Origin of the sequence: Pseudoalteromonas sp. OF7H-1 (assembly GCF_022347825.1) — a bacterium.
Classification (GTDB): Bacteria; Pseudomonadota; Gammaproteobacteria; order Enterobacterales; family Alteromonadaceae; genus Pseudoalteromonas; species Pseudoalteromonas maricaloris.
The window spans coordinates 42,541-60,177 of record NZ_JAKRFX010000005.1; the positions used below are offsets into that span (position 1 = coordinate 42,541).

15 protein-coding genes are annotated in these 17,637 nt (G+C 43.4%); 7 read left to right on the forward strand and 8 right to left on the reverse strand.

Annotated features, from left to right (window positions below; translation table 11 throughout):
• Positions 1-503: 503 nt before the first annotated feature.
• The gene (locus MHN30_RS07975; RefSeq protein ID WP_239359195.1) at positions 504-2,078 is read left to right on the forward strand and encodes a BCCT family transporter; all 1,575 of its coding nucleotides are present in this window, start codon (positions 504-506) and stop codon (positions 2,076-2,078) included.
• Positions 2,079-2,139: 61 nt separating this feature from the next.
• Here the strand turns inward: MHN30_RS07975 and MHN30_RS07980 are convergent, their stop codons facing one another.
• The 5 genes from MHN30_RS07980 to MHN30_RS08000 form a co-directional block, all read right to left on the reverse strand.
• Entirely contained in the window at positions 2,140-2,841 is a 702-nt protein-coding gene (locus MHN30_RS07980) for a 3'-5' exonuclease (protein ID WP_275446587.1), read from the reverse strand.
• A 9-nt stretch (positions 2,842-2,850) separates the two neighbouring features.
• A complete protein-coding gene (locus MHN30_RS07985) occupies positions 2,851-4,746 on the reverse strand; it encodes a DUF294 nucleotidyltransferase-like domain-containing protein (protein WP_239359197.1) in 1,896 nt (631 codons plus the stop codon).
• A 77-nt stretch (positions 4,747-4,823) separates the two neighbouring features.
• On the reverse strand, positions 4,824-5,402 hold the full coding sequence (locus MHN30_RS07990) for a pyridoxal 5'-phosphate synthase (protein WP_239359199.1): 579 nt from the start codon (positions 5,400-5,402) through the stop codon (positions 4,824-4,826).
• Complete coding sequence (locus MHN30_RS07995) at positions 5,395-5,685, reverse strand: cupin domain-containing protein (RefSeq protein WP_239359201.1); 291 nt, start codon at positions 5,683-5,685, stop codon at positions 5,395-5,397. The genes MHN30_RS07990 and MHN30_RS07995 overlap by 8 nt, the downstream gene beginning before the upstream one ends.
• Complete coding sequence (locus MHN30_RS08000) at positions 5,660-5,887, reverse strand: hypothetical protein (RefSeq protein ID WP_239359203.1); 228 nt, start codon at positions 5,885-5,887, stop codon at positions 5,660-5,662. The genes MHN30_RS07995 and MHN30_RS08000 overlap by 26 nt, the downstream gene beginning before the upstream one ends.
• Positions 5,888-6,066: 179 nt before the next feature.
• Here MHN30_RS08000 and astB point away from each other — a divergent pair, with 179 nt between their 5' ends.
• Positions 6,067-7,407 (forward strand): N-succinylarginine dihydrolase, encoded by a 1,341-nt coding sequence (gene astB / locus MHN30_RS08005; RefSeq protein ID WP_039497635.1) that lies wholly within the window; start codon positions 6,067-6,069, stop codon positions 7,405-7,407.
• Between the two features lie 62 nt (positions 7,408-7,469).
• Here the strand turns inward: astB and MHN30_RS08010 are convergent, their stop codons facing one another.
• On the reverse strand, positions 7,470-8,456 hold the full coding sequence (locus MHN30_RS08010; protein WP_239359205.1) for a hypothetical protein: 987 nt from the start codon (positions 8,454-8,456) through the stop codon (positions 7,470-7,472).
• A 116-nt stretch (positions 8,457-8,572) separates the two neighbouring features.
• Between MHN30_RS08010 and MHN30_RS08015 the strand changes: the two genes are divergently transcribed.
• On the forward strand, positions 8,573-9,022 hold the full coding sequence (locus MHN30_RS08015; RefSeq protein WP_010378604.1) for a hypothetical protein: 450 nt from the start codon (positions 8,573-8,575) through the stop codon (positions 9,020-9,022).
• Between the two features lie 75 nt (positions 9,023-9,097).
• Here the strand turns inward: MHN30_RS08015 and MHN30_RS08020 are convergent, their stop codons facing one another.
• Positions 9,098-11,368: an acyl-CoA dehydrogenase gene (locus MHN30_RS08020; protein WP_239359207.1), complete on the reverse strand. Its 2,271-nt coding sequence runs from the start codon at positions 11,366-11,368 to the stop codon at positions 9,098-9,100.
• 362 nt (positions 11,369-11,730) lie between these two features.
• On the opposite strand from MHN30_RS08020, the gene MHN30_RS08025 reads away from it, so the two are divergent.
• The 3 genes from MHN30_RS08025 to MHN30_RS08035 all read left to right on the forward strand — a co-directional run bounded on the left by MHN30_RS08025 (position 11,731) and on the right by MHN30_RS08035 (position 15,424).
• Positions 11,731-13,551, forward strand: coding sequence for a M2 family metallopeptidase (locus MHN30_RS08025; protein ID WP_039497626.1), 1,821 nt, complete (start codon positions 11,731-11,733; stop codon positions 13,549-13,551).
• A gap of 176 nt (positions 13,552-13,727) precedes the next feature.
• Complete coding sequence (locus tag MHN30_RS08030) at positions 13,728-14,534, forward strand: ABC transporter permease subunit (RefSeq protein ID WP_039497625.1); 807 nt, start codon at positions 13,728-13,730, stop codon at positions 14,532-14,534.
• Positions 14,531-15,424 (forward strand): ABC transporter ATP-binding protein, encoded by an 894-nt coding sequence (locus tag MHN30_RS08035; protein WP_130164229.1) that lies wholly within the window; start codon positions 14,531-14,533, stop codon positions 15,422-15,424. Before MHN30_RS08030 ends, MHN30_RS08035 begins: the two co-directional genes overlap by 4 nt.
• A gap of 156 nt (positions 15,425-15,580) precedes the next feature.
• Here the strand turns inward: MHN30_RS08035 and MHN30_RS08040 are convergent, their stop codons facing one another.
• Positions 15,581-16,045: a nuclear transport factor 2 family protein gene (locus MHN30_RS08040; protein ID WP_130164230.1), complete on the reverse strand. Its 465-nt coding sequence runs from the start codon at positions 16,043-16,045 to the stop codon at positions 15,581-15,583.
• 128 nt (positions 16,046-16,173) lie between these two features.
• Between MHN30_RS08040 and MHN30_RS08045 the strand changes: the two genes are divergently transcribed.
• On the forward strand, positions 16,174-17,145 hold the full coding sequence (locus MHN30_RS08045) for a transposase (protein ID WP_239359209.1): 972 nt from the start codon (positions 16,174-16,176) through the stop codon (positions 17,143-17,145).
• Positions 17,146-17,637: the final 492 nt, after the last annotated feature.

The window sequence follows — 17,637 nt, forward strand, 5'->3', positions numbered from 1 at the left end:
ATCTCACCCCCTAAACTAGTAAAGATAGTTTTGGTTGGCATTGAATTTTCACCTGCCAGTACAACTTAAAACTAAAAAGTTGCTGCTTTGAAGCATCGACTGAATATCAAGTTGACACAATATATTGATACCATAGCTTAGTAGCATAACGGTTCGGTTGGTTTATCTTAATTACAAGTATTGAGGCAGTATACTGTCGCTGTAACTAACATAAACCCATCATATATTTAGATAGTCATTCGGCTGGTGTGATTGAAATGCATAAATCGAATGAATACGCTAAATAATCTAAACTAGACTAAGTAATTTTTGTGGCTTATGGCTAGCATATTGTATGGCAGATAAAGTCATTCTAAGCCGCTAATGATTAGCATTAATAGCCAGATTACATTTTGCTTTGTTGCATAGTTAGTTTATGTCGAATTGTTATCAACCATTGTCTAGCGATTAATTCAGTATATCAGCTTGGTGTCGTATCACGATGAGAACAACAAGAGGATATCATGGGCAATCACCACGATAAGTACAGCATCGATAATACAGACTACACCGTTGGACAAGACAATGTTCAAAAGTGGGGATTTGACGTACATAACCCTGTATTTGGTGTAAGTGCTGGATTAATACTGGCGTTTTTAGTCGCCGTATTATTAGTTGATGCAAACACAGCTAAAACCACTTTAGACGGCATAAAGTGGGATATCATAGGTAACTTTGATGCCCTATTTATGTGGTCTGGTAATTTCTTTGTGCTATTTTGTTTGGTGCTCGTTTTATCGCCTTACGGTAAAATTCGTTTAGGTGGTGAAAACGCCAAACCAAGCTATACTCGGGCGTCATGGCTGGCGATGCTATTTGCAGCAGGTATGGGTATTGGTCTGATGTTTTGGGGTGTAGCGGAGCCTGTTGCCTACTACACTGGCTGGTATAAAACACCATTAAATGTTGCTGCAAACACACCTGAAGCGGCTGAACTTGCAATGGGCGCGACCATGTACCATTGGGGTTTGCATCCTTGGGCTATTTACGCCGTTGTCGCGCTTTCTTTAGCATTCTTTGCCTACAATAAAGGCTTACCACTGTCGATCCGCTCAATCTTTTATCCTATTTTAGGAGACAGAGCTTGGGGTTGGCCGGGCCATATCATCGATATTCTCGCCGTTCTTGCTACCTTGTTTGGCCTTGCGACATCACTCGGTCTGGGCGCACAGCAAGCCGGTGCTGGGATCCAACATGTATTTGGCATAGAGGCAGGTCTCGGTCTAGAAATTGCTGTGATTGTGGGCGTTACTGCCCTTGCGATTATTTCGGTTGTTCGCGGTATTGATGGCGGTGTAAAGATACTTAGTAACGTTAATATGTTAATTGCATTTGTGTTATTAGTATTCGTTGGTATTGCAGGTTTTGCGATTGCCATGGGTAATATTCCGACGACTTTAATGGCCTATGTTGAAAACATCATTCCACTGAGTAACCCGCATGGTCGTGAAGATGAAGCATGGTTCCAAGGTTGGACCGTATTTTACTGGGCATGGTGGATTTCTTGGTCACCGTTTGTCGGTATGTTTATCGCACGTGTTTCTGAGGGTCGCACCATACGTGAGTTTATCACCGCAGTATTATTAATCCCGACATTGGTAACCGTGATCTGGATGTCAATCTATGGTGGCCTTGCCATCGATCAGGTAAAAAATGGCATTGGCGCTCTAGGTACTGATGGCTTGAATGAAGTGCCACTGGCTATGTTCCAAATGTTTGAAAACCTACCTATGAGCGATTTACTCTCGTTCACGGCGATTGTACTTGTACTGGTTTTCTTCATCACCTCGTCGGATTCTGGTTCTTTGGTTATCGATAGTATTACCGCTGGTGGTAAAATAGATGCCCCAGTACCACAACGTATATTCTGGGCGAGTATTGAAGGTGCAATTGCGGCAGCACTACTGTGGATCGGCGGTAAAGAAGCAATTGAAGCACTGCAAGCTGGTGCTATTTCAACAGGTTTACCGTTTACTTTTGTACTACTACTGATGTGTGTAAGTTTGATCCTCGGGCTTAGAACTGAGCCTAAAAGCTAACGGTCGTTAATCTCATTACAGGCGGAGCTTGCTGTATGCTCCGCCTTTTTGCTATTTGGGTTTAGCTCCACCAGCGTTTCACCATGTCTGATGGGTCTAAACAATATTGAGCTTGAGCTTGGAATAGCTCCGCCGTTGCTAACGCATCGGACAAGGCATGATGTGGCTGATAATAGGGAAGCCCATAGCGCTTTCTGCAGTCAGCTAAACGTACCGAAGGAATAGGTTTACGTTTGAGCTTATCAAGCCAACTTCTGGCGTTGTTTATCGCTGACTTTTCAATTTCCATCGTATCAATCACTGGAAACTCAATACCCTCCCCCAATCTCGCTTTTAGCGCAGAATTGAAAAATAACTTTTCGACAAACTGATAGTGCACCACAATGACTTTACCATGTAGTGAAGCAAACACTTCCTCAAGAATATCCTGCAGATCTGGCGCGCTTTCAACTTGTGAGTGTGTGATCCGGTGCAGTACCACAGACTCTTCAGCCAGCGGACTGGTTGGCTTCACTAACCAATGCTTCGCTTGAGCCAAACGGATCCGTCGTAAATTAAATGGCACGACGCCAACGCTCACAATGTCATCGGTGTTTGGGTCGAGCCCTGTAGTTTCAAAATCAAGGGCAACAAACTCGCACTGGCTCAATTGCTGGTACGGATCTACCACGCCTTGCTGATAAAATGCTTGAATTCTCGGGTCTTTCGACGTTTCTACCAAATGCTGAAAGCGATTTGGCCATGACATAATCTCGCCTTGCATATTACACCGCTACTTCATCATGGATTTGTTTTGATAGCGAAACTTTAAAAAGCTCTGTGCTTTGTCTAACACGCCAAAAGCTTCTTTAAGATTACGCTGTTCAAAATCAGAGAGTGTTTCAGGCGGCAAGCTGTTATCAGGCTTTTCGCCCTGCTCAATTTGCCATGCTTGGTGACGAATACGCATGATGGCAATGTATTCAAGCGCAGCTTGCAGATCTAACACTTTGCCCTTTGGCAGTATATTTGCCTCATCAATATCTTCTAATCGTTCAAAGGAGTTTTGTTTTTTAGAACCAACACCAAGGGCATGCACTCGAACCAAGTCTGAAAGTGGTGCTGTGCCACGGCGTTTAATGTTCATCGAACGCCTGTGCTCACCGTCTTGCTCAAGGACAAAACCATTAAAAAAGCCCAAAGGTGGTGTTCTTCTTAACGCATTATGTGCCATCGCAGCCAAAAATTTAGGGGTGCTTTTGGCCTTTTTACTGATAAAAGCAGTGAGTTTCTCAGCCCATTTTGTTTCACCCCATACGCCTTCCAGATCAAAGAAAATCGAACTATTAAGTAAAGCCTCAGGACTGGGGTTTTCTATCCAGTCTTCAAATTGTGCTAACCATTGACTGTAAGTTAGACGCCAAGCTGGGTTGCTTGCCATGATCCCACCATCGCAATATTTATAGCCGCAATTGGCTAGACCATCACACACAAACTTCGCCAACTTTTCGAAGTAAGCGCCATGCTCAGCGGGTTGATAACTGTCATCCAAGATCAGTGCATTATCCTGATCGGTCACTATTAATTGTTCGTCCCGAGCCATTGAACCAAGGGCAATAAAGCAGTATGGGATTGGTGGCGGACCTAATTTTTCTTCCGCCAGTTCGAGTAACTTGTGTTTAAACGTTTTGCCTATAATCGACATCGCAGAACCAATCATGTGTGAATTGGCGTCTTCATTCACCATACGCGTAAAAATTGCAGGAAGCTGTTTGGCGTAACTACTCAAGTCTTCAACACTTTGCTGGTCCATTAACCCTCTAACAAACAACAGGCTGCTTTGAGACTCATAGCGCAAAATATCGGATAGCGCGACCACTCCTATCGGTTTACGCTTATGCACAACGGGCAAATGATGCACATTGTCTCTTAGCATCAGCATCATGGCTTCGAAGACGTAGGCATTGGAGTCAACAATAATAAGGTCAGTCGACATAATCTCAGAGACCGGAGTTTGATAATTCAGCCCCTCAGCGACTACTTTTGTGCGAAGATCTCTGTCACTAATAAGGCCAACCACCTGACCATCATCTTCATCTGGATCTTCGACAACTGGTTTCTCGGGGTCATAGATAAGTAGTGATGATACATGCTCTTTTGCCATCACTTGAGCTGCCTGCTGTACCGTGGCGCTGCGTTCAACGTATACCACGTCGCGTAGCAATAGTTTACGCACTTTAGCCGTGGTCAAATCGTTGCTGTCGGCTTGCTCAGAAACCGTGATTTTTAGTCTAGCATTATCGTCTGCTTCAAAATAATCAGCAAACGCTTCATAAACGTCGCAATACTCATCAAAAATGCCTACAGGAATACAGTACACCAGCGTATCTTCAAGGCTTTGAGCGCCAAAACGAACTTTGCGATTCATCAATAAACCACGCTGGCCAAAGATCCCACCTGTGGAAATACGATTGTATAACTCACCCGAGCGCCGATAGAGCTCGACAGCACCAGATCGGATCACATACAGGTAAGTGATCTGCTCTCCATATTCCAAAATGCCGCTGCCCGCTCGGTAGTAACCTACTTCGACTTGACTTGCGAGTTTATGTAGTGCCTCTTGAGGCAAATCCGAAAACGGCGGGTAAGCTACTAAAAAATTGGCAATTTCCTGATGTTCAGCTTCCATGGTTTGCCTTGATATAAAAAGGAATTTAACCCTATTGTGGGCAACGAGGGATAAATTTGCAATGAAAGCAGGTTTAACTAAGGCTGCAGCAATTGTTTTTTCCACTGTTCACCACTACGCTCATAAGACTCTCTAAGATGTAGCCGAGTCTCAGCAAAAGTGAGGAACTCTATGGAAATAGGGTTGATGCAATAGCCACCCCAATTTTCGGGCCTTGGAATTGGGTTCGTACTATATCTTAATTCCGCAATTCTTAATTTTTCAGTCAGATCGCTTTGATCTCGTATAATTGCACTTTGGTTAAATGACGTTGTGGTTAGCTGAGCATCTCTAGAGCGCCCTTGCCAATAAGTATCTGCATCTTTATCTGAAATCTTCTTTGCTATGCCAACAATACGGACCTGATACCCGACATGATCCCACCAAACTGTCATCGCGATGTTAGGAACATTTTCTAAATGCTTGCCTTTCGCAGAATCGAAATATGAACAAAATACAAAGCCACCCTCATTAACCGCTTTCAAATCAACAAATCTACCTGTAGGAAACCCATTCTCATCAATTGTTGAGACACATACCGCATTGGGCTGATTTAATGGATTGTTTTTCAGAGCTTGCTGCCACCAGGATGTAAACTTTTCTATTGGATTATTCATTATTATTATCCTGATTATTTTTCATCGGTTCCATAATGTCATTAATATCTACCACATTCCACGGCAAACCTTTTTGCCTGTAGATCCGCTTACCTTGCTTTGTATAATCACCAACATCATGCGGTAAGCGCTGACCAACTACAATACAACGTAATGTAACATCGCTATTGTTTACTAGCTTATGAGGCTTACCGCAGGCTCTGTATCCTATGAAATCGCCTTCACCAACACCAATTACCTCGTCGCCAATGTACGCTTCAGCAGTGCCTTGCAATATATACACATTCATCTTCGTGATAATGCATATGTGTTTCAGTCGAATCGAACCCCGGCTGGATTTCTACGATGTGAAAACCGAACCCTGTTATGCCAGTTAAGTCTCCGAGTGATTTATTGAGCCTCTGCGCATTTGGGTTCAGAAAATGAACTCTTTTTTCCCCTTTTAACGCTTCGATTTCAGCTTTACTAACAATATATTTTTCCATTTCTTCAAACTCCTTATGTTGGTCTTAACCTAAAGGTATGTGTTTAAGGGATATTAGCTTAAATTACAGCAATTGAACTGTTTTCAATTACATACATAATTTGACCTAGGTCACTTTAAAAACCAGCAAAACCGCCTCATACTAGTTATCTATAACTATTCGCAACAGGAACCGCACTCATGACTTATGAAGTCAATTTCGACGGCTTAGTAGGGCCAACACATAATTATGCCGGATTATCTTATGGTAATGTCGCGTCACTTTCTAACGCTACCAGCGTCTCTAATCCAAAAGAAGCGGCATTGCAAGGTCTTGAAAAGATGAAAGCAATGCATGATATCGGCCTAAAACAAGGAATATTCGCACCTCACGCACGCCCGAGTTTAGCCCCACTGCGTCGCGTTGGCTTTTCGGGAACTGATGCACAAGTACTTGAAAAAGCATATAAACACGATCCGATATTGCTTCGAGCTTGTTACTCTGCCTCTGCAATGTGGACGGCAAATGCGGCGACTGTATCGCCTTCTATTGATTCCAGCGATGGCAAAGTACATTTCACAAGTGCCAATTTAAACTGCAAATTTCACCGTTCAATAGAGCCAGAAACCACCACGAATTTACTTCGTGCTATGTTCGCTAATGCGCAATATTTTGCACATCACCAGCATTTGCCTGAGCAGCCTTTTTTTGGCGATGAAGGTGCTGCAAACCACACTCGTCTCGCCGATAGCCATGGCAGTAAAGGTCTACAATTATTTGTGTACGGTTCAAGTGGCTTTAACAGCGATATAAAGGGTCCTACTAAATATCCTGCTCGGCAAACATTAGAAGCAAGTCAAGCGATTGCAAGGCTACATCAATTAGATGATAAGCAAGCAATTTTTATCCAGCAAAATCCAAATGTGATTGATCAAGGCGTGTTCCATAATGACGTCATTGCGGTGGGCAATGAGAATGTGCTGTTTTGCCATGATCAAGCCTTCATTGATCAAACCTCCAGTCTAACCAAAATTAGACAAGCGTATATCGGCGAAAAGCCTTTACATATTGTAGAAGTTCCGACGCATGCAGTGAGTGTTGAAGACGCAGTAAAAAGTTACCTATTTAACTCACAATTGATCACCTTGCCATCAGGCGAGATGATGCTGGTTGCACCGGAGGAATGTGCGAAGAATGATAACGTTGCCGCATACATCGAATATATGCTCGGTGCAAAAAATCCGATTTCGCAAGTACGCTTTTTTGACTTACGCCAAAGTATGCAAAATGGTGGTGGACCTGCATGTTTGCGATTACGTGTAGCACTCAATGAAGCTGAGCTAAAAGCGGTAAATCCAGAAGTGATGATGAGCGAAGACAAATTTATTCAACTAAGCGCGTGGGTCAATAAACATTATCGCGATAAAGTCACGGAGCAGGATTTAGCTGATCCGAGCCTACTGCAAGAGTCCTATGCTGCACTAGATGAACTCACCCAACTACTCAATCTTGGTAGCGTTTACGACTTCCAACGCGCCTAATTTCAAGTTTTGCTTGTCAAACTGCAATTAATCTGAGGTTTTAAGGGAGTGATTTCACTCCCTTACTTTTTAGCAAGTACATTAACCGCCCACGTCTCAAGCATACCATCGCTATTTAGCGTTACTAAGGTGTCTGAGTTTGGGACATACATATCGACTACCGTTGCCCCCTCATTCTCAGTATGAATAGACCAAGTACCTAATTCTTCCCCGCTCTCATAGCGCCAGATGGAGAGGTGAGACTTTGACGATGATGTCGCAAGTAAGCCTGAGTCAGAAATAAATTTGGCCTTTCTAAACATCTTAAAACGGGCCATATACTTTAGCTCACTGAGCTGTTTTCCAGACTCAAAGTCTAGTACATGTTGCGCATTCAACCCATCTGAGACGAATAAGTGCTTGCCATCATGACTCACTGTTAAACTGGTAACACGATGACTAAATTGATGCTCATATAAAGGTTCTGGTGAGGCAAATTGCCAAAGGGCAACCAACCCATCTTGCGCGCCTGTAACAAAATAGTCGCCACTATTGTCAAACGCCAAATGCTCTATCGGCCGAGTATGTGGCATAAAACGATTGTTTAACTTAGTGAATAGATCCGCCATATTGAGTGAGCCATCATCCATCGCAACAAGCAAACGCTGGTTGTTATGGGAAAGCGCTAAAGCAGAGATTGAAGCAAGTGGACTCACCCCTGCAAAAGGTACGTTCGTTATCAACTTTTGCTTTGGAACAGACCAAATTGAGATAAGGTTTTCACCTGCCACGATGAGCATTTCCTTATCATCTGACAATAGAACTTCTTTGACTGGTGTTTTTATTTTGTCTTTGGGTACTGAGAATATGACAGACTGATTGGCATTGTCATAAATATGGATTTCAGCATTACTGTCTAATGTTACGCTCCACTTTCCATCTTTAGAAAAGTGTCCAAGTATTATGCCATTTTGCGTCAACTGGCTTGTTACCCCTTTACTAATTTCAGGCTGCGATCCACACCCTACTAAAAATAAAGCGAACCAAGCTAGTGATATTAAACGAGACATCTTAAACCCTTAGCACATAATACATTTATTTCATTTACTGGCTTTACATATCGGCCGTTAGCAGACAAACTTAACTTATTGTGAATAATTTTAGACTGCATATGATGTATTTTAGCATGACAAAGTCACTTATTAAGCAAACTTTCGTTGTCTTAGCCGCAATGATTTTACTCTCAGCGTGCGGCTCAGAGGATAATGTCAGTGGTGACAAGGACACTCCTGGATATGCCGCAACAATGTATTTTGACGCACTCTATAATAAAAAAGATCTAGACGCTGCAATGAAAATCGCCACTCCCCGTCACGCGCGTATCATGCGCTCTTACGGTACTGCGTCGCAATTCGCCAGAAATTTAGTGAATATGCAATACGATGAAGTCACCATAGAAGTTGATATGACCAATCAAAGTCTGCGCGAACAGTATGGCGACAGCGCAAAAATTAATTTAATTTTTACAGGTCAGCTCCACGGTGAGCAAGTAGACGACATGCGTAGTGTCAGTATGGTGCGCAAAAAAGGCAAATGGTACGTAGACAAGGTACTAGCCGACCCCTTTGCACGTTAACTCAAGGGTAAGAAAGGAAAGCCCCGTTGTCGGGGCTTTTTTAACAAATTAGCCAAAATCCTCCGTCACTACAAACTAGTTGGGCGCTTTTGCATCAACAGCAATCGCTTTTGCAACCAGCGTTTCAATACAAAAGATGGTTTCAGAACTCTTATCATCAATCACCTTGTCGTCCATTGCGATACTGAGTTTTTCATTCAATGTCTTACCCACCAGTTTCACGCTGTTTTGTTTACACCACTTACGATATTTTGCCATTAGTGGAGCATGTGCCTTTTCCAGTAAATAAGCATGCTCAACCGTATCTATCGCAGAGTGTTTTACCACGGCGCACAGATGCGAGATACGTTCACGGGTCGAGTTGTGATCAGAAACGTTGCTACATACCTGCACCGCCAATTTATCGCTCGGCGCTTTGAGCCACTTACCAAGGGGAAAGACCAAACGTTTTAACAAAAATGCCAAAGGTGCTGCGGTAAAGTTATCGCAAAATGCATAAATAGCCTTGCTTGCTTCGTTAAGACAGTGATCTAAGGCAAACTTTACCAGCGGTAAGTCCCCTTGCTGACGACCATCATCTTCGTATTTTTTTAATACGCACGAGGCGATATAAAGAAAGCTCAGGACATCTCCTAATTTTGCAGAGAGCATTTCTCTACGTTTTAGTGAACCGCCTAGCTTTAACATAGCGATATCACTATACACAGAAAGCGCTTGGCTCAACCATGTTAGGCGTCGGTAATACGCCGCCACATCACCACTAACTGGCGCCCGTTCGAAACGTGCAAGTGTGAAGCCATTAAAAAACGCCTTAAGCCCATTCACAGAGGTATGCTGCAAGTGTTTGCAAAGCACTTCATCAAACTCTTTCAATGCGATTAATTGATCTTCTTGCTGTACGATACTCATTTCTTTCAATATGAAAGGATGGCAACGCGTCGCACCTTGACCAAAAATCATCAAGCTTCGCGTTAAGATATTGGCGCCCTCAACGGTAATAGAAATCGGCATGCCCATATAATTGTGAGCAAGATAATTCATTTCCCCCATTTGAATGGCTTTTCCGCCATGAATATCCATCGCATCATTTAATGCTACCCTTGCATGCTCTGTGAGGTGATACTTGGCAATCGCAGTGACTACCGAAGGACTTTGCTTTAAATCAATTGCCAACGCAGTGGTTTGTCTCACCGCTTCAATAAGATAGCTATAGCCGTAAATTCTGGCTAACGCGCTTTGCACTCCCTCAAAGGCAGAGATAGGTACACCAAATTGACGACGGACACCAGCGTAAGCCGAAGTCGTTCTGGCACTTAATTGAGCGGTTCCCGCGCTCAGTGCAGGCAAAGATATCCCCCGTCCAGCACTTAAACACGACACCAGCATGCGCCACCCTTTGCCGATACCTGCCTGTTCGCCTATCACCCAAGCCAGTGGAATAAAAACATCTTCACCACTAGTTGTGCCATTCATAAAAGCTTGGCCCAGCGGGTTATGTCGATCTCCAGTTTTCACACCTTCATGTGCAGTCGGAATAAGTGCACAAGTGATCCCAAGCTCTACTTTGTTCGAAAGCAATTGCTCTGGGTCGTAAACCTTAAACGCAAGTCCTAATACATCAGCGACGGGCGCCAGCGTGATGTATCGTTTTTGCCAAGTTACCGCAAGTCCAATTTGCTTTTCTCCCTCAAATTCACGCTCACACACAATCGCAAAGTCTTGGATGCTACCCGCATCCGATCCCGCCTCTGGCGAGGTCAATGCAAAACAAGGTAGCGCCTCACCCGAGGCAAGCTTTGGCAGCCAAGTATTCTGCTGTTCATTGGTTCCGTAATGAAGCAGCAGCTCCGCAGGGCCTAAACTATTTGGCACCATCACGGTCACTGCCGTAGACAAACTACGGCTGGCTATTTTTGCAACGATGGTGGAGTTCGCCTGAGCACTAAATTCCCGACCACCAAAAGCCTTTGGAATAATAAAAGCAAAAAAGCCCTTTTCTTTTAAAAATTGCCAAACCTCTTCAGGCAGGTCTTGAGCCTCAGATATTTTTTCTTCATCAAGCATTTTTAGCAGCGTATGTAATTCGTTGTCTATAAATGCCTGTTCTTCATCGCTCAGCTTTGGCTTATCATTGCTCAACCACTTTCGCCAATTCGGTTTACCTGAAAACAACGCGCCATCCCACCAGATACTCCCCGCTTCCATCGCTTCTCGCTCAGTTTGGGAGAGTTCAGGTAATGACGTTTTGAAATAATTAAAGAGCGGTTTAGTGATCAACTTAACCCTGATATCACGGACACAAAATACCACCACAATTGCCAATATCACCAATAAAACTAAAGTCATATGCACTCCTTTTTGCAGGCTTCAAATACGGCCTTTTGATACAATTGACTGCCTTAATTATGGTTAATAATCACACTAACTCAACTTTTATCTGCGCTCGCATCTCATTGTTTGTCCATCGCAAAATTGTCGTTTTAAAGTCGTCCTGCTATTATTCTTGCCACCACAGCAAAAAATGATGCTTTGCTGCGCGAAAAAGCCGCGCTCACTACGATTAGTTGTTCATACAACTAATACTAATTGGATTAATTTACTTGCTGATTTTTAGCAATTAACCCAATTAGTGTAGCTGGCTATAGATACTAAAATGCCGGCTAGCGTTAAGTCGGCTCGTGTATTAATTAAAACAACAAGTGAATCCTATGAAACCAAGATTTAAGTTAAGTGTTGGCGCACTCATCGTTGCCAGTACTTTTGCACTCTCTGCCTGCAAATCCACTGAAACTACAAATAAAGCGTTATCAGAAGCCGATGCAGTTGCATTTTTAGACAAGGCGTCAGAACAGCTGGTTGACCTTAACTTCCGCTCTAGCCGCTCAGCTTGGATTTATGCGAACTTTATTACTCACGACACCGCTTCACTTGCTGCGGACGTGAATGAGGAATACACCGCTGCGCTCGTAGAGCTTGCTAACCAAGCAGCACAATTTGATGGCTTGGCGTTAAGCGAAGATACCCGCCGTAAGCTTGATAAATTGAAGCTAAACCTGACATTACCTGCACCAAAAGATGCTGACAAAACAGCGGAACTTGCAAAGCTCACTGCAGAGCTTGATGGTATGTACGGCAAGGGCAAATACTGTAAAGATGATGGCACTTGCCTAAGCCTTGGCGACATGACGGCTAAGATGGCGAATAGTCGCGACTATGAAGAGCTTTTAGACATCTGGCAAGGTTGGCGAGAAGTGTCGAAGCCGATGCGTCCACTCTATGAAAAGCAAGTGGTACTTACCAACGAAGGTGCTAATGAGCTTGGCTACGCAGACACAGGCGCAATGTGGCGCAGTAAATACGACATGCCAGCGGACGACTTTGCAAAAGAACTTGACCGCACCTGGAACCAAGTAAAGCCGCTATATGATTCACTGCACTGTCATGTTAGAGCCAAGCTTGGCGAGAAATACGGCGAAGATAAAGTGCCTCAAGACCAGCCTATTCCTGCACACTTGCTTGGCAACATGTGGGCACAAAGCTGGGGCAATATCTATGACCTAGTCGCGCCAGAAAACGCAGATCCGGGTTATGATGTAACGGCGCTACTGGCTAAACACAATTACGACGAAATCAAAATGGTAAAAGGTGCAGAAAAGTTCTTCACCTCTATGGGTTTTGCCCCATTACCTGAGACTTTCTACGAACGTTCTTTATTTATTAAACCACAAGACCGCGACGTACAATGTCATGCATCAGCATGGAACTTAGATGCCAAAGACGACCTACGCATCAAAATGTGTATCCAACGCACCGGTGAAGAGTTCTCAGTTATCCACCATGAACTAGGCCATAACTTCTATCAGCGCGCTTACAATCAACAGCCTGTGTATTACCAAGAAAGTGCCAACGATGGCTTCCACGAAGCTATCGGCGACACCATCGCGCTATCTGTAACACCTGGCTACTTAAAGCAAATTGGTTTGTTGGATAACGTACCGGATGAGTCAAAAGATATCGGTCTATTGATGAAGATGGCACTCGACAAAGTTGCATTTATTCCATTTGGTCTACTTGTCGACCAATGGCGCTGGAAAGTATTCTCTGGTGAGATTTCTCCAGCAGAGTACAACCAAGCTTGGTGGGAATTAAGAGAGAAATATCAAGGTGTTAAAGCACCAATTTCACGTACAGAAAATGACTTTGATCCAGGCGCAAAATACCACGTACCAGGTAATGTACCTTACACACGTTACTTCCTAGCGCATATTTTGCAGTTCCAATTCCACAAATCACTTTGTGAAATTGCTGGCAGCAAAGAAGCCATTCACCGCTGTTCTGTTTACAACTCGAAAGCAGCTGGTGAGCGTTTAAATGCCATGCTTGAAATGGGCAGCAGCAAACCTTGGCAACAAGCACTGAAAACGCTAACGGGTAAAGATGAAATGGATGCAACAGCAGTACTTGACTACTTTGCACCATTGCAAAAATACCTAGATGAGCAAAATAAAGGCCGTAATTGCGGCTGGTAATTGCTAGCAAATAGAGATTCAGAAACGGGCACACTCAATTGTGCCCGTTTTTTATTGGTTTAATTTTGTTACAGTTCAGTAACTTCCTTTTTTAGCGCCGATCATATACGCTCAAATCAAAGTCAGACCTACCGCTCTAGTAGTGAAAGTCTGTGTTGTCACTTGCAAGGATCCTTATGAATATAAAAAGAATTGGCCTAATAGCCATCTTTGAATTGCAACGCTTGTTTGCAACGAAACGTGGATGGATAGCCATCGCCGCATTTGTTTTGGTTTGGTATGCCATTTTGCGCTACGCCATTGCAGAAGCGGTATCCATTGTCAGCGACCCCAACTTCAAAAATATGATCCAGAGTTTTTCCGGCGTCGTTGGTATGCATCGCATTGCCCAGTGGCCTGAAATGGAACTTGCACTGTACTTAGTTTGGTCAATCTTCTTGTTTCCTCTTTTTGTGATCTTTTCAAGTGCAGATCAAACCGTAGAAGATAGAACTCGCGGCACACTGAGATTTCTAACCCTGCGCACATCTCGCGCGGAAATTGTTGTTGGTCGCTTTGTTGGGCAGGTATTCAATACGTTGCTGCTCATAGCAATTTCTGCTGTAGGTGCTTGGATATTAATGGTGGTGCGCGACCCAAGCTTATGGCTCACAGGCCTTACTCGAGCAACATTAATTGTTTTAGAGCTAACGCTTATTACTGCGCCATTTATTGCCCTGATGTCTGTTGCAAATCACTTTGCTAACTCGAGCAAAATGAGCATGATTTACGCAATTTTAACCTACTTAACGCTTGCCACTTTAGTCGCTTTTGCACTTGAGTACAGCGCTTACGCAGAGTACCTTTTTTATCTTTTTCCTGGATTCCAAGGCTCAGAAACCATCGCACAGAATATCAACCTCACTCGCTTTGCCACACCGGTGCTGCATAGCCTCGTGTTAATTGCAATTAGTTGTGAACTATTAAGAAGGCGCGCGCTATGAGTTGCATTATTGAAGTTAATAATTTAGTGAAAGCATATGGACGAAAGCGCGCACTAGATAACGTATCGTTTACCCTAAACGCAGGTTCACCCATTGCACTTGTCGGCCCAAATGGCGCGGGTAAAACCACCCTTTTTAGCTCTCTTTGCGGATATCTAAATGCCGATGCTGGCAGTGTTCAAATTTTGGGCTGCAAGCCTGGTAGCGCTGCGCTTTTTGGCCGACTTGCGGCACTTCCACAGGATGCTCAGCTTGATCCAAGGTTTTCTGTCAGTAATCAGCTACGTTTATACGGACAACTTCAAGGTTTAGATGCGAAAGCGGCCGAGAGTGAAACACACAGAGTGCTTGAGCTTGTCGACCTCAAAGACTGTTATCACGCCAAACCTCATGAGTTATCTCATGGCATGCGAAAACGTATCTGTATTGCCCAAACACTACTTTCAAAGCCTGAAATTGTACTGCTTGACGAAGCCACGGCAGGATTAGATCCCGTGAATGCTCGTGAGATCAGAAACTTAGTAAAAAGGCTTCAATCTGAAACGACCTTTATTTTGAGTTCACACGATTTAGTAGAACTCGATGATTTGTGCGATCAGGTATTACATTTACAGCATGGTAAATTAACCGCTGTTGACCGCATTCAAGAAGCGGAACTTGCCACGCTGACTGTAAAACTTAAAGAGTCTGGCACCAGTAGTCACATAGCGCTTTTGAGGACCTTACAAGGCGTTGAAGAGGTGACGGTAAATGCCAGTGGCGCCCTGCTTATTGAGTATCGTAGCGGCCAACAGGTTGATATTGATGTACTCAGGCTTTGCCGTGAACAGGGCTGGCGTTACAAGTCTTTAGTTAACGGTAAAACACTAGAAGATGAACTGTTCGGCTAGCACACGGTTAGTTTAGTTGACCCGTCTTAGCATGTGGGTTGACACTTTTTGAAATTAAAGCGCTCGATGAACTTCATCGGGCGTTTTTTTGAGCCAAATCGGACCAAATCGCTGACATCCACTACTAATTTGTTAAAGCGTTTGTATGGTTATAAATTACCCGTGGTGTCGACGAATGTGCGTAACTAAGCCCTCTTTATTAAACTCAAGTGAAACAATATTGGTTTTACTATATTCAATAGTTTTATCTAAATGAGCAGGTTTTACTTTGCCTGATTCGGTCATTTTCACAATGACGACATTAGCGCCAACCATTACCTCATTTATTTCTATTGAACTATGGATGACTTCATCTTTTAATTTATTAATCATATCTTCTCGGAGTTTAGATTTATCTGTATAAGTAAATTTAAATTTGACGTGCTCATCGATAAAGTCATCAGAAAGTAATGAGATATAGTTTTCTATTTCTTTAATTGTTGAATTGGGTTGTTGACGCGCATTTTTTGCCGCTACAAATACTTTTGCTTTCTCAATTAGTTGCTCTGATGTGAAATTATCGTGTGCACTACTAGAAAACGAAAAAAGCAAACAAAATAACACTAATATAAATTTATTCACGGATCTTTCCTTCCTGCTGTACCTAAAGCCAAATCGCTCAAATCGCTGACACCCACCACTAATTTGCACCTTTCTAAGATACCGCCTAAGCTTTAATTCTGCACTCAAAGGATTGAGGAAACCAAACTATGGCTACTGCCCGTAAAAAGCAAATCAGTTTAACCGACACCAAATACTACCACTGTATCTCCCGTTGCGTAAGACGTGCCTTTCTGTGCGGTGAAGATAAATTTACCGGAAAATCATATGAACATCGCCGGGATTGGGTTGAAGAAAAGCTCCTGATGTTGGGCTCCGTGTTTTGTATTGATATCTGTGCTTATGCCGTGATGAGTAATCACACCCACATTGTTTTATATGTTGATGATAAAAAAGCTAAGCGTCTGTCGGATAAAGCGGTTGTGATACGGTGGCATAAGTTGTTTAAAGGCAATTGGATAAGCCAAAAATTTACTGAAGGTGAGTCACTCAATGAGTCGGAGCAATTGATGCTAGATGAGCTGGTTGATAAGTACAGAGAAAGACTCGCGGATATTAGTTGGTTTATGCGGGTGCTTAACGAAGACATCGCCCGCCGAGCAAATATAGAAGATAACTGTACAGGCAGATTTTGGGAAGGACGATTTAAATCCCAAGCACTACTGGATGAAGCTGCACTGGCTGGCTGCCTCGCTTACGTAGACCTAAACCCCATTAGAGCCAACATTGCCGCAACGCCTGAAACTTCAGACCACACAAGCATCAAAAAACGCATTGACCATGCGAAATTAGGTAAACAACCAAAAAGTCTGTTACGTTTTGCGGGCAGCCCACGAAAACATATGCCAAAAGGCCTGCCTTTTGAACTCAAATCCTATATTGAATTGATTGAACTCACAGGCCAATGTATTCGCGCCGACAAGCGTGGCTATATCTTTGAGTCTCAACCCATCCTTACTCGATTAAATATCGAACCGGAGAACTGGATAAAACTCACTACGCAATTTTCTCGGGTATTTCACGGTGCCGTTGGTCGAGAGCGAACAATAACCACTTACTGTGAAACACTGCAAAAACGACGGCGGACGAATCTGACAAACTGCGAGCGCTTGTTGACTTAGCAAAACTCACATTCTCAACGCTAGAATTTCTTACTCCTGTATTTACAGCGCTTTGCCGTGCGCGATAATCCAATTTTAGTGTAGCGATACGCTTATCCGCCAAAGGTCACCCTATCTAAGAACGCTTTTTGCCCATATTCTTTAAGTGTTTCTGCACGTTTTAATCTCACTTTGCCAGCTTAGATACAAATAACGGTGGGTGTCATTGATCCCCATTGATCCCTCATAGATCCCCCACGAGTGGGTGTTTATGGGCCCTTGATAGCCATATTCTCATTGCTGTAAATATAACGATGAACAAAAGGTCAAACCTACCTAGTTAAACCCGTTATAGGCAAGGCATTCAATGCCGCGTGGGTGTATTCTACTTTTTGGGTGACTAGGTTCGAAACTCATTAGGGGCGCTGAAAGTCAGTTAAGCCCGAATATATGTCAGAGCAGCACCTTATTTAGGGTGACTCAAAGTGACTGTTTATCAATACATACAAATAG